The organism is Xanthobacter sediminis (assembly GCF_043195015.1).
Taxonomy (GTDB): domain Bacteria; phylum Pseudomonadota; class Alphaproteobacteria; order Rhizobiales; family Xanthobacteraceae; genus Xanthobacter.
Window position 1 is genome coordinate 340402 of sequence record NZ_JBAFWH010000004.1, and the last position, 16018, is coordinate 356419.

The following is a 16018-nucleotide window of genomic DNA, read 5'->3' on the forward strand; positions in this document are numbered from 1 at the left end:
GCATGCCCTCTCGCGTAATGTTCGATCACGTTTTTGCTCGACGGCGACCGATCGTTTCGCGAAACTGCCATCCTAGGTAACGATCGCACCGAAAAAGTCAATATGGCTGACATAAATACAGCTCCCGCGCCGGCCGATCCCTCCGCGCGCACCGCGCCGGAGGACATCCGCGATGGTGTGCCGCTGGTGGACCTGATTGAGCTTTTGTTCTTCGCATACAGGGACTTCGTGGGTGATCCCGACGAGATTCTGGCGCCCATCGGCTTCGGGCGCGCGCACCACCGTGTGATCCACTTCGTGAATCGCAACCCGGGTATGCGCGTGGCGGACCTGCTGGACATCCTCCAGATCACCAAACAGAGCCTCGGCCGGGTGCTGCGCGAGCTGGTGGACGAGGGCTTCGTGGAAAGCCGGGCCGGCGCCGCCGACCGGCGCCAGCGCCTGCTCTATCCAACGCACAAGGCCGAGCAGCTCGCGCGGGACTTCGTGGGCATCCAGAGTCGTCGTATCGCCCGCGCCCTCGACGCGGCCGGGCCGGGCTCCGAGGAGACGGTGCACCGTTTCCTGCTTGCGATGATCGACCCGGAGGACCGCGCGGCGGTCGAGCGCCTGATCCAGCGCGCCGACCGCGCCCGCCGCGCCCGCGGGGCGTGAGCCCCTCGCGGCGCCTCAAGCCCGCGCGGCGCCTGAGCGTGGAATACCTTGAAGCCCGCGCGGCGCCTGAGCGTGGAATACCTTGAAGCCCGCGCGGCGTGTGAGCGTGGAAGCATCCTGCACCCCGCACGGCGGCACCCCGCAAGCGCGAGGGCCCGCCGGCCGGACTTGACGCGGGCCGCGTCCGCCGTGCAAGCCGGAGGGCGAGCGCGGCCGGCGGCGGGCCGGTCCATCAGCGCCGGTCCCCGCGGGCCGGTCCACGGGGGAGCTGCGTGATGCCTGATCCGACGGAGACGAGCGCCGAGGGCCGCCCGGCGGCGCCGCTGCCGGACGACGTGCCCCACCTGCTGGTGGTGGACGACGACAACCGCATCCGCACCCTGCTTTCGCGCCTGCTGGTGGAGAACGGCTACCGCGTCACCACCGCCGCCTCCGCCGCCGAGGCGCGCAGCCGGCTGGAGGGCCTCACCTTCGACCTCCTGGTGCTGGACGTGATGATGCCCGGCGAGAGCGGGCTCGACCTCGCCCGCGCGCTGCGGCAGACCTCCGCCGTGCCGATCCTCATGCTCACCGCCCGCGCCGAGACCGAGGACCGCATCACCGGCCTGGAAGCGGGGGTGGACGATTATCTCGCCAAGCCGTTCGAGCCGCGCGAGCTGCTGCTGCGCATCGGCTCCATCCTGAAGCGGGCGCTGCCGCCGCCGCAGAAGGCCATCGAGAGCGTGCGCTTCGGCGATTTCACCTTCCACCTGGAGCGTGGCGAGCTGACCCGCGACGGGGAGATCGTGCGCCTCACCGAGCGGGAGCGCGACATGCTGCGCACTCTTGCCGAGGAGCCCGGCGAGACGGTGCCGCGCCTCGCCCTCGCCGGCGGCGGGGCCACCAGCGAGCGGGCGGTGGACGTGCAGGTGAACCGCCTGCGCCGCAAGCTGGAGCGCGACCCCGCCAATCCGATCTATCTGCAGACGGTGCGCGGCATCGGCTACCGGCTGGTGGTTACGCCTTGAGCCTCGCGCATGGCACCCTTTCGGGCCTCGGCCGCGCTGCACGCGTGCTGAAGGAGGCGAACCACCGCTTCGGCCACTGGTTCAACCGGGTGACGCCGAAGGGACTCTACCCGCGCTCCCTGCTCATCATCGTCACGCCCATGGTGCTGCTGCAGTCGGTGGTGGCGTTCGTGTTCATGGAGCGCCACTACAATACGGTGACGCGCCGGCTCTCGGCCGCCGTCAGCCAGGACATCTCGGCGGTGGTGGCGCTCTATGGGGAGCTGCCGCCGGCGGACGACTATGCCGCCCTGCGGCGCATCGCCTGGCGCAATCTCCAGCTCAATGTGGCCGTGCTGCCGCCTGATCCGCTGCCGCCGCCGGGGCCCAAGCCGTTCTTCTCCGTGCTCGACAGCGCCCTCTCGCGGGAGATCGGCCAGCGCGTCACCCAGCCGTTCTGGATCGATACCGTGGGCCGCTCCAACCTCATCGAGGTGCGGGTGAAGCTGCCGGACGCCGTGCTGCGCATCTTCGCCCAGCGCAACACCGCCTACGCCTCCAACTCCCACATCTTCCTCCTGTGGATGGTGGGCACTTCGCTGGTGCTGCTCACCGTCGCCATCCTGTTCCTGCGCAACCAGATCCGCCCCATCGAGGACCTGGCCGATGCCGCCGAGGCGTTCGGCAAGGGGCGCGACGTCGAGAGCTTCCGCCCCCGCGGCGCGCGCGAGGTGCGGCGGGCGTCTGTGGCGTTCCTGGAGATGAAACGGCGCATCGAGCGGCAGATCGAGCAGCGCACCGCCATGCTCGCGGGCGTCTCCCACGACATGCGCACCATCCTCACCCGCTTCAAGCTGGAGCTGGCCTTCCTGCCGGACAATGCCGACACCGCGGCCTTGAAAAAGGACGTGGACGAGCTGCAGGGCATGCTGGAGGCTTATCTCGCCTTCGCGCGCGGCGACACCGGCGAGCCCACCGTCCTCACAGACATGGGCGCCATCATCGAGGACCTGCGCCAGAACGCCGAGCGCGACGGCGCCATGGCCAGCGCGAGCTTCATGGGGCCGCCGCTGGTGGAGGTGAAGGGCGAGCAGATCAAGCGCTGCATCGGTAACCTCGTGAACAACGCCGTGCGCCACGCCGACACGGTGGATATCTCCGGCGCCCGCGACGCCCGCTGGCTGATCGTGAACGTGGACGACGACGGCCCCGGCATTCCCGAGGAGAAGCGCGACGAGGTGTTCCGCCCCTTCCTGCGGCTCGACGACGCGCGCAACCAGGACGAGGGCGGCTCCGGCCTCGGCCTGTCCATCGCGCGGGACGTGGCGCGGGCCCATGGCGGCGACATCGTGCTCGCCGACAGCCCGCTCGGGGGCCTGCGCGCCACGGTGCGCATCCCGGTCTGAGGCCGCGAGGCAGGGGGATCGGCCCCGTGCTTGTTGTATGCAGCGGTACGCCCTAGCCCCCGGCCTGCGGGTGGTGCGACCGAAGTTCACAAATGCACGTCCGCGCGACTTTCGGAGGGGTCGGGGCGCCCTCAGAGCCTAGACGCGGGGCTCAAAAGCGCTAAGTTCTCGCCCGCCTGCGGATCAGCGCGCCGCGGGCGAAGAATCCGCCGTGCCGAGCCGAGCTTTCCACTCCGGTTTCCCGCTATTTGCCCATTCTCCGCTGAAGGACGCCGAGATCGTGAACGACAGCAATTCCCATACGCCGCACCTGTCGCTGTCCAAGGACAAGATCAAGGTGCTGCTGCTTGAAGGCGTGAACGACAGCGCTGTCCAGATGATGACGGCTGCCGGCTACACCAACCTCACGCGCCTCAGCAAGGCGCTGGAAGGCGACGCGCTGCTGGAGGCGGTGAAGGGCGTGCACCTGCTGGGCATCCGCTCGCGCACCCACGTCACCGCCAAGGTGCTGGAGGCCGCCGACCGGCTGATCGCGGTGGGCTGCTTCAGCGTGGGCACCAACCAGGTGGATCTCGACGCCTGCCGCGTCCACGGCATTCCCGTGTTCAACGCCCCCTTCTCCAACACCCGCTCCGTGGCGGAGCTGGTGATCGGCGAGATCGTGATGCTGCTGCGCCGCATCCCCTCGCGCTCGGCCGCCGCCCACAAGGGCGATTGGGACAAGTCGGCCACCAACAGCTTCGAGGTGCGCGGCAAGACGCTCGGCATCATCGGCTACGGCAACATCGGCTCGCAGCTCTCGAACCTGGCCGAGGCCATGGGCATGCGCGTCATCTTCTACGACATCATGGACAAGCTGCGCCTCGGCAACACCGAGCCCACGGCCACCCTCGCCGAGCTGCTCGCGCAGAGCGACGTGGTGAGCCTGCACGTGCCGGAGACGCCGGCCACCCACAACATGATCGGCCGCGCCGAGTTCGCGACGATGAAGCCCGGCTCGTACTTCATCAACAACAGCCGCGGCACGGTGGTGGACCTCGACGCCCTCGCCGAGGTGCTGCGCGAAGGCCGCCTGCTGGGCGCCGCCGTGGACGTGTTCCCGGTGGAGCCCCGCGCCAACGGTGAGCGCTTCAACTCGCCGCTCCAGGGGCTTGAGAACGTCATCATCACCCCGCACATCGGCGGTTCCACCGTGGAGGCGCAGGAGCGCATCGGCTCCGAGGTGGCGCGCAAGCTGCTCGACTACAGCGACACCGGCTCCACCGTGGGCGCGGTGAACTTTCCCGAGGTGCAGCTTCCGGCCCGCCCTCTCGGCACCCGCTTCATCCAGGTGCAGCGCAACCTGCCCGGCATGCTCGGCCGGCTGAATGAGGTGCTGGCGCGCCATGCGGTGAACATCGCGGCGCAATACTACGAGACCTATGCCGACGTGGGCTACGTGGTGCTGGACGCCGACGCCTCCGCCGCCGACACCCAGCGCGTGCTGGAGGAGATCCGCGCGCTGGAGGGCACCATCCGCGCTCGCCTGCTGTACGAATACAAGATCTGATCGACCCTTCATCGCCTGCGCGGCCGGACGCTCCTCGGGGCGCTCCGGCCGTCGTCGTTTCCGGGGTCGCGTCCGGTTGGCGCCGAACCTGCATGGCAGTGCGTATTCCTGCCGTCGCGCGCCCTTCCGCACAAAACGAGGGGGTGCCGTGCCGGCTTTTGTATGGAAGCGCGCGCGGCCATGGCGGACAACGAGCAATGGGTCATCTGGAACGGCTCGCTGGGCATCCTCGACATGGTGAGCATCGGCCGGGTCGAGGCGGGTGAGGCGGGGCGGCTCGGCTTCCTCGATCCGCCCTATGGCATCGTCGGCCCGTTCAGCCTCGACGAGCTGGAGGCGGAGGGGCGGATCGCGTTCGGCGCCTGCCTCGTCATGTCGCGCGCGCGGTGGCGGCAGGATCAGGTGGAACTGCGCGCCGAGGCGCTGAGGACGCGCCGGGCCTTCATGTCGGCGCCAGCGCCGGGCGATGGCGGGCGGGTCCACCGGGAGGCCCTCGACCTGCCGGTGGAGGGCGTGCTGGAGGTGACGCAGATCAATGCCGCCTTCCGGCGCCTCGCCAAGTCCGCCCATCCCGATGCCGGCGGTAGCGATGCCCATTACCGCCGCATCGCCGAGGCCCGCGACGCCCTGCTCGCTTTGTTCGCGGCGGCATCCTAGGGCGCGTCGGGCTCCTGTCCGGCTGTTCGCTGGGGCATGTCGCATCCCAGCCCATGGAGGAAAAAGCGCAGCCCCCAGGAGCCCGGCTTTCGTGGAGGCCTGTGGCGCGCCGGCCGTTCAGCGCGTGGAGAGCGGCAGCGGCGGCGGGGGCGTGGCGGAGCCCGGCCCCAGCGCCCGCTGCATCATGATGCTGTCGGCCCAGCGGCCATAGCGATAGGCCACCGCCGGCAGGTGCCCCACCCGTGTGAAGCCCACCCGCTCGTGCAGCGCCAGCGAGGCGGTGTTGTCGGCGTCGATGTAGCCGATCATCTGGCGGAAGCCGGCGGCGGCGCAGGCGTCGATCAGCGCGTTGATGAGCAGCCCGCCGACCCCCTGGCCGGTGTGCTCGTGGTGTATGTAGATGGAGTGCTTGACCGTATAGCGGTAGGCGGGCCGCTTGCGGAACAGCACCACATAGGCATAGCCCACCACCTGGTCGTCCAGCGCGGCGACGAGGTGGGGCAGGCGGCGGTTCTTGAGATTCTTGCGGCGATCGCGCAGGTCATCGGGCTCCGGCGTGCCCTCGTCCTCCACTCCGTCCTCCACGCCCCGGCGGATGTGGCGGCGGTAGATCGCCAGCATGGCGTCGACGTCGGTGTCCCGCGAGGGGCGGACGACGATGCCCCTCGCCTTTTCCTGTTCCTGCTCCATGACCGAACCCGAGGCTCCCCCGCTCTATTCCGCGACCACGTAAGTATGAAGGCTGACGCGGCCGGACGCATCCGTCTCGCGATAGACCCCCTGAATCTCCACCTCGAAGCCGGGGAAGGTGTTGAAGCACGCCTCGAACATCTTGAGATAGTCGATCATGGGCTTCGCCTGCTCGGTGATGCGCTCGCCCGGCACGATGGTGGCGATGCCCGGCGGGTAGACCACGAACGGCGTGGTGGCGATGCGGCCGAGGATGTCGCCGATGGGCAGGTAGTCCACGTCGTTGCGCACCAGGCAGCGGGCCGCGTCATGGGGCGACATGGCGATCGGCGGCAGGTGCTCGGCGCGGAACTGCATGGCCTGGAGCGCGCTGACGTTGGCCTCGCGGAAGAAGCGGTGCATGGCGCCGCACAGGTCCTTGAGGCGCACCTCCGCATAGCGGGCCGGGCGGCGGCGGGAGAACTCGGGGATCACTTCCTCCAGCAACGCGTTGTCGTCGTGCAGCTTCTTGAAGGCGACGAGGCCCGAGATCAGCGTGCCCGCCTTCGAGGCCTCGACGCCGGGGGTGAGCAGGAACAGCAGCGAGTTGAGGTCGTTCTTCTCGGCGACGATGCGGTTCTCGCGCAGATACTGGGCGACCACGGGCGCGGGGATGCCGTGCTCGGTGTAGGCGCCGGTCTTCGGGTCGAAGCCGGGGGTGAGCAGGGTCAGCTTGTTGGGATCGGTCATGGCGAAGCCCGGCTCCATGCGGGAGAAGCCGTGCCATGCCGCGCCGGGCGCGAGCTGCCAGAAGGCGGGATCGGAGGCGAGCAGGTCGGTGGAGATGCTCTCCCACGGCACGTCGTGCACGCCGCCGGGGCGCGCGGCATCGGGGATCTGCACCCGGTCGGGCACGAACGGCTCGAAGAACCACTGCCGCTCGGGACGCTGCTCCTTCTCCTCGAACTCGCGCCGGACCGCGCGGATCTTCTTTCTGAGCTCGATGCCGAGGCGGATGGTGTCGTCCCACAGCACCTCGCCCGAGCGGCCCTTCATCATCTGCGCGCCCACGTCGAGTGAGGCGAACAGGGGGTAGAAGGGCGAGGTGGAGGCGTGCTGCATGAAGCTTTCGTTGAAGCGCCGGTGCTCCACCCGCCGCTTCTGGCCCTTGATGTGCCGGTCCTTCATGTGGATCTGCGAGGCCTGGGAGAAGCTCGCGAGCTGCTTGTGGGTGGACTGGGTGGCGATGATGCCGGGGCTGTCCGGCCCCAGGTCCTTCAGCCCCATGGCGAAGCGGCCGGCATAGAGCGGGTGGAACTTCATGAAGCCCGCCCAGGCCTCGTCGAACATGATGTATTCGCACAGATGGCCGATCTTCCCGAGGATCATCTCGGCATTGTGGATGGTGCCGTCATAGGTGCACTGCTCCACCACCGCCACGCGGAACGGGCGCTCCTTCTTCCAGGCGTCCTTGTCCTTCACCAGCGGATGGGTGCGGATGCGCTCGCGCAGCGTGTCCTCGTCGAAGGCGGAAAAGTCCATGGGGCCGATGAGGCCGTGGGCGTTGCGCGCGGTCGGCACATAGACCGGGATGCCGCCGGAGATCAGCAGCGCGCCGTGGTGGGCGGCCTTGTGGTTGTTGCGGTCGAACAGCACCAGGTCGCCGTCGGTGACAAGGGCGGAGAGCGCCACCTTGTTGGAGGTGGAGGTGCCGTTCAGCACGAAATAGGTCTTCTCGGCGCCGAAGATCTTCGCCGCCTCCTTCTGCGCCGCCAGGGCCGGCCCCTCGTGGGTGAGCAGGTCGCCGAGGTCGAGCACCGAATTGTCGAGGTCGTCGCGGAACACCGCCTCGCCCAGGTGCTCCATGAACACCCGGCCGATGGGGCTCCTGGAATAGAACATGCCGCCGTTGTGGCCGGGGCAGGTCCACAGCTGGTTGCCCTCCTGGGCATAGTCCACCAGCGCGCCGAAGAAGGGCGTCTTCAGCGTGTCGGCATATTTCTTGAGGCGGCTGATGAGGTTCTTGGCGATGAAGGCGGGCGTCTCCTCGGAGAGGAAGACGTAGCCGTCGATGAAGTCGAGCACCTCGACCGGCACATCCTCCAGCCGCTTGCGGCGGATGAGCAGGAGGATGGGGAAATCGAGCCCGCGCCGGCGCATCAGGTTGATGAGGGCGGCGGTCTTGCCCTCCAGGCCCTTCTTGCCCCAGTCCACCATCATGCAGCCGATGGCGGCATCGGTCTGCACCGCGATCTCCGCATCTTCCAGGTTGCGCGCGCGCACCACCTCGAAGCCGGAGCGCTCGATCTCCGCCACGATCTGGTTGTAGCGGGCGCCTTCCAGGTCCTCCGCGTCGAAGGTCGGGGTCGCGAAGAGGAAGGTGAAGCGTCTGAAATAGTCCATGGGGCACCCGCGCTGATCCGGTGGCAGATGTGGTTCGGTTCGATGACAGGACCACGACAGTGTCGCGCCGGGGCCTCACTCTCCATCGGGCAGGGTGAACACGGTGAGCTGGCCGCCGAGCGCGGTGTAGCTGCCGAGCGCCGCATAGGCCTTGTTGGCGCCCGAGCCGTCCTCGGGATCGGTGAGCCCCGCCGCGAGCCCGATGCCGGCCCAGCCGCCCACCCCGGAGAGCACCGCCACATATTGCCGGCCGGCATGCATGTAGGTGGTGACGTTGCCGACGATGCCGGACGGTGTCTTGAAACGGTAGAGCTCCGCGCCCGTGTGCGCGTCCACCGCCTTCAGATAGCCTTCGAGCGTGCCGTAGAACACGATGTTCCCGGCCGTGGCAAGGGCGCCGGACCACACCGAGAACTGCTCCGGCCGCGACCATGCGGGCCGGCCGGCGCGCGCGTCCCAGGCGATGAAGCCGCCGGTGCGGCCCTCGCCGCCGGGGGCGGGATACATGGTGAGGGTGGCGCCCACATAGGGCTGGCCGGGAGCGTAGTCCACATGGAAGGGCTCGTAGTCCATGCACATGCGGCTCACCGGCACGTAGAACAGGCGCGTCTGCGGCGAGAAGGCGGCCGGCTGCTGGTTCTTGGTGCCGATGGCGGCCGGACAGATGCCGGTATAGGTCTCGTCCTCGCCCCGCGCCTGCGTGGAATAGGCGGGGTCGAGGATCGGGCGGCCGAAGCCGGGGCTCGCCCTGTCCATGTCGATGCCGGTCGCCCAGTTGACGCTGGCGTCGTATTTGTCGGCGCGCAGCAGGTCGCCGCTCTCGCGGTCGAGGGTGTAGGCGAAGCCGTTGCGGTCGAAATGGGTGAGAAGGGGGCGCGCACTCCCCTCCACCTCCTGATCGGTCAGGATCATCTCGTTGACGCCGTCATAGTCCCACTGGTCGTGGGGCGTCATCTGGTAGACCCATTTCGCCATGCCCGTGTCCGGGTTGCGGGCGAAGATGGACTGCGACCACTTGTTGTCCCCCGGCCGCTGGGAGGGGTTCCAGGTGGAGGGGTTGGCGGTGCCGTAATAGATCAGGTTCAGCCTCGGGTCATAGGCGAACCAGCCCCAGGTGGCGCCGCCGCCGGTCTTCCACTGGTCGCCCTGCCAGCTTTGGAGGGAAGAATCCGGGCCGATGGGGCGGCCGAGGGCGGTGGTCTTTTCTGGGTCCACCAGCATCTCGGCATCCGGCCCGGTGCTGTAGGCGCGCCACAGGCGCTTGCCGTCCTTCATGCCGTAGGCGGTGAGGTGGCCGCGCGCGCCGAACTCCGCCCCGGCGATGCCGACGATGAGCTTGTCCTTCACCGGCATCACGGTGGCGGTGTTGGATTCGCCGATTCCGGGGTCGCCGTTGACGGCGGACCAGCGCTTCTCCCCGGTCAGGGCGTCGAGGGCGACGATGGTGGTGTCCGCCTGGTGCAGGAACACCATGCCTTCCGCATAGGCGAGGCCCCGGTAGACGAGGTCGCAGCACATGACGGCGGCCACCGCGCGCGACTGGCGCGGCTCGTATTTCCACAGGATGCGCCCGTCGTGGGCGAGGTCGAGGGCGTAGACCACGTTCGGAAAGGGCGTGTGGACATACATGATGTCGCCCACCACCAGCGGCGCCCCCTCGTGGCCGCGCAGCACGCCGGTGGAAAAGGTCCAGGCCACCTTCAGCCGCCCGACATTGCCGGCGTCGATCTGGTCGAGCGGGGAATAGCGGGTGTTGGCGTAGTCCACCGTTTGCAGAACCTGCTCGCGGCCGCCGGCGGCCCGCCGCAGCACGTCCTCGTTGGCAGCGGCGGGCAGGGCGCACAGCATCAGCCCTGTGGCGATGGCGGCGCGCGTCTTTCCCCGCGCCGGACGCGTTTGCGTGTGAATGGCCTCGTCCTCCCGGTGGCCGCGTCTTGAGGCGCGGTTCGTCCGTTCTCGCGCGGCGAACATGCCGCCGCGCCGGGGAACTTTGGCGCCCGCGCCGTGCCCGCGCAACCTGCCGCAGGGGCGGGGGCGCCGGCCTCAGGCGACCACGGGGGCGACGATGGCGTTCAGCGCCTCCGCCGCCGCGCGTGGGTCGAGCCGCACCTGGAGCCCGCGCTGGCCGCCATTGATGAAGACATGGGGCTGGGCGAGCGCCTGCTCCTCCATCACCACGCGCGGCGGGCGCATCTGGCCGAAGGGGCTGATGCCGCCCACCTTGTAGCCGGCGATGCGCTCGGCCTCGGCGGGCTTCATCATCTGCGCCGACTTGCCGCCGAAGGCCGCCGCCAGCTTCTTCATGGAGACCTCCCGGTCGGATGGCACCACGGCGCAGGCGGGGCGCCCGTCCACCAGCACCATGAGGGTCTTCAGCACCCGCTCCGGCGCTTCGCCGATGGCCTCGGCCGCCTGCAGGCCGATGCTGTCGGCGTCAGGGTCGTAATCATAGGTGTGCACGGTGAAGGCGATCTTCGCCTGCTCCAGCGCCCTGGTGGCGCGCGTGGCCTTGGACATGCCGTCCGTCCCTCGGCTTCCCTTTCGCGCATGCCCCGCGCCGGGCGATGGCTGGCGCGGGGCATGCGTCGAATCCCGCGATCCCGAAACGCGCTCAGCGCCAGCCGAGGGCGGGGGCGACATGCTTCAGGATCGCCTCGATGACATGGGCGTTATAATCCACCCCGAGCTGGTTGGGCACCGTGAGGAGCAGGGTGTCGGCCTCGGCGATGCCCTCGTCGGCCGCGAGCTGGCGCACCAGCGCCTCCGGCTCGTCGGCATAGGAGCGGCCGAAGATGGCGCGCGTCGTCTCGTCGAGGAAGCCTACCTGGTCACGCTCCTCGCCGCCGTGGCCGAAATAGGCGCGGTCGCGGTCGTCCACCAGCGCGAAGATGCTGCGGCTCACGGAAACGCGCGGCTCGTGCGTGTGGCCGGCGGCCTTCCAGGCGGCGCGATAGGCGCGGATCTGGTTCGCCTGCTGCACATGGAAGGGCAGCCCGCCCTCGTCATCCTTGAGGGTGGAGCTCTGCAGGTTCATGCCCTGCCGTGCCGCCCATTCCGCCGTGGCGTTGGAGCCTGCGCCCCACCAGATGCGCTCGCGCAGGCCCGGCGCGTGGGGCTCCAGCCGCAGCAGGCCGGGCGGGTTGGGGAACATGGGCCGGGGATTGGGCTGGGCGAAGCCTTCGCCGCGCAGCACGTCGAGGAACACCTCCGTGTGGCGCCGCGCCATGTCGGCCGGGCTCTCGCCGGGCGCCGGCGCGTAGCCGAAATGGCGCCAGCCGTCGATCACCTGCTCCGGCGAGCCGCGGCTGATGCCGAGCTGGAGCCGTCCGCCGGCGATGAGATCGGCCGCGCCGGCATCCTCCGCCATGTAGAGCGGGTTCTCGTAGCGCATGTCGATGACGGCGGTGCCGATCTCGATGCGGCGGGTGCGGGCGCCCACCGCCGCCAGCAGCGGGAAGGGCGAGGCGAGCTGGCGGGCGAAGTGGTGGACGCGGAAATAGGCGCCGTCCGCGCCCGATTCCTCGGCCGCGACCGCAAGCTCGATGGACTGGAGCAGCGCATCGGCCGCGGAGCGCGTGCCGGAGCCGGGGGAGGGGGTCCAGTGCCCGAAGGACAGAAAGCCGATCTTCTTCACGATGGATACCGCGCGAGGGGGAAGGTACCCCTGAAGGTAGGTGGCGATTGCGGCCACCGCATCCCCTCGCCCGCGTGCATCAGCGCACGCCCGCGCTCGCAGATCCGCAAGTTCAGCGGCAGGCTCGCCCGCGATGGCCGTTGGAAGGGGCGGCGCGCGGCCGCCCTAGCCGGCGTCAGGCCGCGGCGAGATCCTTCATGAAGGTGTCCACGGCCTCGCGCAGCTCGTTGGCCTGGGCGGAGAGCCCGCCCGAAAGGCCCATGAGCTGGCTCGATGCCGATCCCGTCATATTGGCGGCCTGGCCGACGCCGGTGATGTTCTGCGCCACCTCGCTGGTGCCGGAGGCGGCCTGCTGGCAGTTGTGGGCGATCTCGGAGGTCGCCACCCCCTGCTCCTCCACTGCGCCGGCGATGGCGGTGGCGGTCTCCTTGATGGTGGTGATGACGCGGACGATCTCCGCCATGGACTTCACCGTGCTGTCGGTGGCGTCGCGGATCTCGGAAATCTTGGAGGAGATTTCGTCGGTGGCCTTGGCGGTCTGCTCCGCGAGCTGCTTCACCTCGGAGGCCACCACCGCGAAGCCCTTGCCGGCGTCGCCCGCGCGCGCGGCTTCGATGGTGGCGTTGAGGGCGAGCAGGTTGGTCTGGGCGGCGATGTCCTTGATGAGGTCCAGCACCTCGCCGATGTCCACCGCCGCCTTGGCCAGGGCGCCGATGTGGCCGTTGGAGGTCTCCGCTTCCTGAAAGGCGGTGTCGGCAACCGTCGCGGAATGGGCCACCTGGCCGTTGATTTCCCGCACCGAGGCCGCCATCTCCTCGGAGGCGGAGGCCACGGTCTGCACGTTGGTGGACGCCTGCTCGGAGGCCGCTGCCACCGCCTGGGCTTGGCGGGAGGTTTCCTCCGCCGTGGCCGAAAGGTTCCGCGCCGCGTCCGCCACCTCGCCGGAGGAGTGGACGAAGGCGGAGACGAGCTGCTGCATGTGGGCGACGAACTCCTCGGCGAGCTTGCCCCGGCGCAGGATCTGCGCCTTGGCGGCCGTTTCCGCCTCGGCCTGGGCGGCCCGCACGCGCGCCGCCTCCTGGAGCTGGCCACGCAGATCCACCAGCGACTTGGCGATGGCGCCCACCTCGTCGTGCCGGTCGGCGTGGGGCACGCTCACCTCGAGGCTGCCGTGGCCGAGCGCGGCCATGACGTCCATGGACTCCTTCACCGGCCCCACGATGCTGCGGCGGGTGATGAAGACCGCGAGCGCGATCACCGCGAGCGTGCCGAGCGCCATGCCGACCACCAGCAGCCAGGCGGTGCGGTGGGCGAGGGCGGTGGCGGCGGCGTGCTGCGCCTCCATGGAGGCGGTCAGCCGCTTGTTGATGCCGGTGGTCGCGTCGGCGAGGGCGTCGAGCTTGGGCGAGCAGGTGGTCCGCATGGTCTCGCCCAGGCGGGCGATTTCCTCGGCGGAGGCGGCGGTGCGGGCCTGCCGCAGGATGGTGCCGCACTCCGCGGCCATGGTGCCCTTCACCCGCTGCAGGAGCTGGTCCATCTCCGCCGCGAACTCGGGCGTCTCCGCCTTGATGAGCTCCACCCTGGACTTGTAGTCCTCAAGCGCCTTTTCGATGAGCTGCGTCGCCTCCTCGTCCTTGGCCGGGGTGTCGGCCACGATCAGACGGTAGAGGCCGATGTCGACCTGGCGCAGGAGGCGGTTGGTGCGGGCGAGGTTGGCGGCGGCGGGGGCGGGCCCTTCGATGATGGCGGTGCCGACGGCGTTGATGACCGTCATCTGGAACGAGGCGTAGAGGATCGCGCCGAACGAGAGGATGGCGAGCAGCAGCAGGAGACTCACGACCTTCAGCGTCAGCGACCAGTTCTTGAACGACATTGATCCCCCCGGGCCCCGACCGGCCAGCTACGATATCCCGATGGCGCAGCGGGAGCAGGGCCGCCGCACGATGCCGCGCGCCTTGGTGGCGGGAGGCCGCAAACCGTTCGGGGACCGCCCGTCGTCCGCAAGATGCGCTGCGGCGAAGCTTAGCGGATCGCTATTTCCGGCGGTAGCCTGGGAATTGCGCGGGTGCAAGCTCCGCGCAGGCATGTCGGGATCGCAGACGGCGCCCCCGCGGGGGCGCCGCCGGGCCTACCTGAACCCGAGCAGAAGCGCCGACTGGTAGAAGACGAAGGCCACCAGCCACGCATAGACCAGCGAGGTGCCCAGGGAGAACAGCATGAATCCCCACGAGCGGCTTTCCGCCTTCGCCGTCGCCACCGTGGTCAGGCAGGGGGTGTAGAGCAGGCAGAACAGGCAGAAACTGTAGGCCGCGGCCGGGGAGACGGTGACCGAGATGTGCTGCGCCACGAGGCCGGCCGACATGGCATAGATGGTCGCCAGCGAGCCGATGACCACCTCCTTGGCGATGAAGCCGAAGATCAGCGCCAGGGTGAGGTAGGGGTCGATGCCGATGGGCGCCATGATCGGCTGCAGGAACTGGCCGATCTGCCCGCCCCAGGTGTCGAGGCCCTCGGCGTCGGTGGGGAAGTTGGTGAGGAACCACACGCCCATGGTGCCGAGGATGATGAAGCTGGTGGCGCGGTGCAGGAACTCGCGCAGCTCGCCATAGCCGCGCAGCCACACCTGCCTGAGCGTCGGCACGCGATAGGGCGGCAGCTCCAGCACGAACGGCTCGGTGCTCTTGAACTGCTTCGAGCGGCTGAAGATCGCCGCCGCCAGGAACGCCGCCAGGAAGCTGATGACGTAAAGCGAGAACAGCACCAGCGGCCCCTGGGCCGGCGGGAACACGGCGGAGATGATGAACACGAACACCGCCAGCCGCGCCGAGCACAGCGAGAACGGAATGATGAGCATGGACAGGAGCCGCAGCGGTCGCGAGCGCATCACGCGCGTGCCCATCAGCGCCGGCACGTTGCAGCCGAAGCCCATCATCTGCATGACGAAGGCGCGCCCGTCGAGGCCGAGCCGGCGCATCCAGGTGTCCATGAGATAGGCGGCGCGGGAGAGGTAGCCGCTGTCCTCCACCACCGCCATGCAGAAGAAGAACAGCATGATGAGCGGGACGAAGGACGCGACGGTGGCAACGCCCAGCCAGATGCCGTTGATGACGAAGTTCTGGAGCCAGCTCGGCCCCAGGCCCAGCACCGGCTCCAGGATGTCGGCCTGGATCCAGTCTGTGATGGCGCCCACCCAGTCCTGGGAGGGCAGGCCGATGCTCCAGACGATGTAGAACACGCCGAGCATGACCGCGAAGAACAGCGGCAGCCCGAGGATGGGGTGCAGCAGCCAGCGGTCGAGGCGCTCGGTGAGGGTCTTCGGCGGCTCGTGCGGATAGGCGACGGCGCCCGCGATGGTCTCGGAGAGGGTCTCCTCGCTCATGAGGGTGGCGCGCAGGTGCTCGTAATTGGCAAGTACCGGCGGGGTGCCCGCGCGCTGCTCGAGCACCTGCGAGACCGAGGCCATGCCCTCGGCGAAGCCATGGCCATACTTGGCGCTGATGAGATGCACGGGCAGGTCGAGCCGGGCGGAGAGGGCGGCGGGGTCGATCTCGATGCCCGCCCGGCGCGCCTCGTCTTCCATGTTCAGCATCACGACCGCCGGCAGGCCCAGCAGCTTCACCTGTAGCGGCATCAGGATCTGGCGGTCGATCTGGCTGGCGTTGACCACCACGATCACGAGGTCGACCGGATAGGCCTTGAGAAAGTTGGCGACCACCGTCTCGTCTTCGGAGAAGCCCTCGAGGTCGTAGATGCCGGGCAGGTCGATGAACTCGACCTCGCGGCCGCCCAGCTTCACGCGCGCATTGGAGAGGCTGACGGTGATGCCCGGCCAGTTGCCCACATAGGCGCTGGCCCCGGTGATCCGGTTATACAGCATCGACTTGCCCGTGTTGGGCTGGCCGATGAGGGCGACGCGCGGAATGTTGTTCAGCGTGGGCGCGAGCTTAACCTCGGGAGCGCAGCAATCCATCGTAATTCCCAGCCGGATGGCACTCCGGCGCGGCTCGCGGGGAGCTGCCCGGACGCGGTTGTTCCAAAGATCCACATCCGTCCGTCGGCT

General features: G+C 69.2%; 12 protein-coding genes. 5 read left to right on the forward strand and 7 right to left on the reverse strand.

The features are described from left to right. Positions 1-102 precede the first annotated feature (102 nt). The 5 genes from V5F61_RS07580 (at position 103) to V5F61_RS07600 (ending at position 5252) form a co-directional block, all read left to right on the forward strand. A complete protein-coding gene (locus V5F61_RS07580) occupies positions 103-654 on the forward strand; it encodes a MarR family winged helix-turn-helix transcriptional regulator (protein WP_393988881.1) in 552 nt (183 codons plus the stop codon). Positions 655-929: 275 nt separating this feature from the next. Then, the gene (locus tag V5F61_RS07585) at positions 930-1661 is read left to right on the forward strand and encodes a response regulator (protein ID WP_393988882.1); all 732 of its coding nucleotides are present in this window, start codon (positions 930-932) and stop codon (positions 1659-1661) included. After that, a complete protein-coding gene (locus V5F61_RS07590) occupies positions 1658-3046 on the forward strand; it encodes an ATP-binding protein (RefSeq protein ID WP_393988883.1) in 1389 nt (462 codons plus the stop codon). Before V5F61_RS07585 ends, V5F61_RS07590 begins: the two co-directional genes overlap by 4 nt. 310 nt (positions 3047-3356) lie before the next feature. Next, positions 3357-4595 (forward strand): phosphoglycerate dehydrogenase, encoded by a 1239-nt coding sequence (gene serA, locus V5F61_RS07595; RefSeq protein ID WP_394104024.1) that lies wholly within the window; start codon positions 3357-3359, stop codon positions 4593-4595. Between the two features lie 180 nt (positions 4596-4775). Further along, positions 4776-5252, forward strand: a complete 477-nt coding sequence (locus tag V5F61_RS07600; RefSeq protein ID WP_393988884.1) for a J domain-containing protein — start codon at positions 4776-4778, stop codon at positions 5250-5252. A 117-nt stretch (positions 5253-5369) separates the two neighbouring features. Here V5F61_RS07600 and V5F61_RS07605 read toward each other — a convergent pair whose 3' ends face one another. From V5F61_RS07605 to feoB, 7 genes are all read right to left on the reverse strand, one after another. Further along, positions 5370-5942, reverse strand: a complete 573-nt coding sequence (locus tag V5F61_RS07605) for a GNAT family N-acetyltransferase (protein WP_393988885.1) — start codon at positions 5940-5942, stop codon at positions 5370-5372. A gap of 24 nt (positions 5943-5966) precedes the next feature. Then, a complete protein-coding gene (locus V5F61_RS07610; RefSeq protein WP_393988886.1) occupies positions 5967-8324 on the reverse strand; it encodes an Orn/Lys/Arg family decarboxylase in 2358 nt (785 codons plus the stop codon). 75 nt (positions 8325-8399) lie between these two features. Next, on the reverse strand, positions 8400-10172 hold the full coding sequence (locus V5F61_RS07615) for a methanol/ethanol family PQQ-dependent dehydrogenase (RefSeq protein WP_393988957.1): 1773 nt from the start codon (positions 10170-10172) through the stop codon (positions 8400-8402). A gap of 195 nt (positions 10173-10367) precedes the next feature. Next, a complete protein-coding gene (gene ybaK / locus V5F61_RS07620) occupies positions 10368-10841 on the reverse strand; it encodes a Cys-tRNA(Pro) deacylase (protein ID WP_393988887.1) in 474 nt (157 codons plus the stop codon). Between the two features lie 94 nt (positions 10842-10935). Beyond that, positions 10936-11958, reverse strand: a complete 1023-nt coding sequence (locus V5F61_RS07625; RefSeq protein ID WP_393988888.1) for an LLM class flavin-dependent oxidoreductase — start codon at positions 11956-11958, stop codon at positions 10936-10938. Between the two features lie 175 nt (positions 11959-12133). Next, positions 12134-13831: a methyl-accepting chemotaxis protein gene (locus V5F61_RS07630; RefSeq protein ID WP_393988889.1), complete on the reverse strand. Its 1698-nt coding sequence runs from the start codon at positions 13829-13831 to the stop codon at positions 12134-12136. Positions 13832-14086: 255 nt separating this feature from the next. After that, positions 14087-15928, reverse strand: coding sequence for a ferrous iron transport protein B (gene feoB, locus V5F61_RS07635; protein WP_393988890.1), 1842 nt, complete (start codon positions 15926-15928; stop codon positions 14087-14089). Positions 15929-16018 lie beyond the last annotated feature (90 nt).

Excerpts from the sequence above, each read along its gene's own strand:
- V5F61_RS07580 (WP_393988881.1), top strand. The coding sequence starts at position 103 with ATGGCTGACATAAATACAGCTCCCGCGCCGGCCGATCCCTCCGCGCGC.
- V5F61_RS07585 (WP_393988882.1), top strand. The coding sequence starts at position 930 with ATGCCTGATCCGACGGAGACGAGCGCCGAGGGCCGCCCGGCGGCGCCG.
- V5F61_RS07600 (WP_393988884.1), top strand. The coding sequence starts at position 4,776 with ATGGCGGACAACGAGCAATGGGTCATCTGGAACGGCTCGCTGGGCATC.
- V5F61_RS07605 (WP_393988885.1), bottom strand. The coding sequence starts at position 5,942 with ATGGAGCAGGAACAGGAAAAGGCGAGGGGCATCGTCGTCCGCCCCTCG.
- V5F61_RS07610 (WP_393988886.1), bottom strand. The coding sequence starts at position 8,324 with ATGGACTATTTCAGACGCTTCACCTTCCTCTTCGCGACCCCGACCTTC.
- V5F61_RS07615 (WP_393988957.1), bottom strand. The coding sequence starts at position 10,172 with ATGCTGTGCGCCCTGCCCGCCGCTGCCAACGAGGACGTGCTGCGGCGG.
- ybaK (WP_393988887.1), bottom strand. The coding sequence starts at position 10,841 with ATGTCCAAGGCCACGCGCGCCACCAGGGCGCTGGAGCAGGCGAAGATC.
- V5F61_RS07630 (WP_393988889.1), bottom strand. The coding sequence starts at position 13,831 with ATGTCGTTCAAGAACTGGTCGCTGACGCTGAAGGTCGTGAGTCTCCTG.
- feoB (WP_393988890.1), bottom strand. The coding sequence starts at position 15,928 with ATGGATTGCTGCGCTCCCGAGGTTAAGCTCGCGCCCACGCTGAACAAC.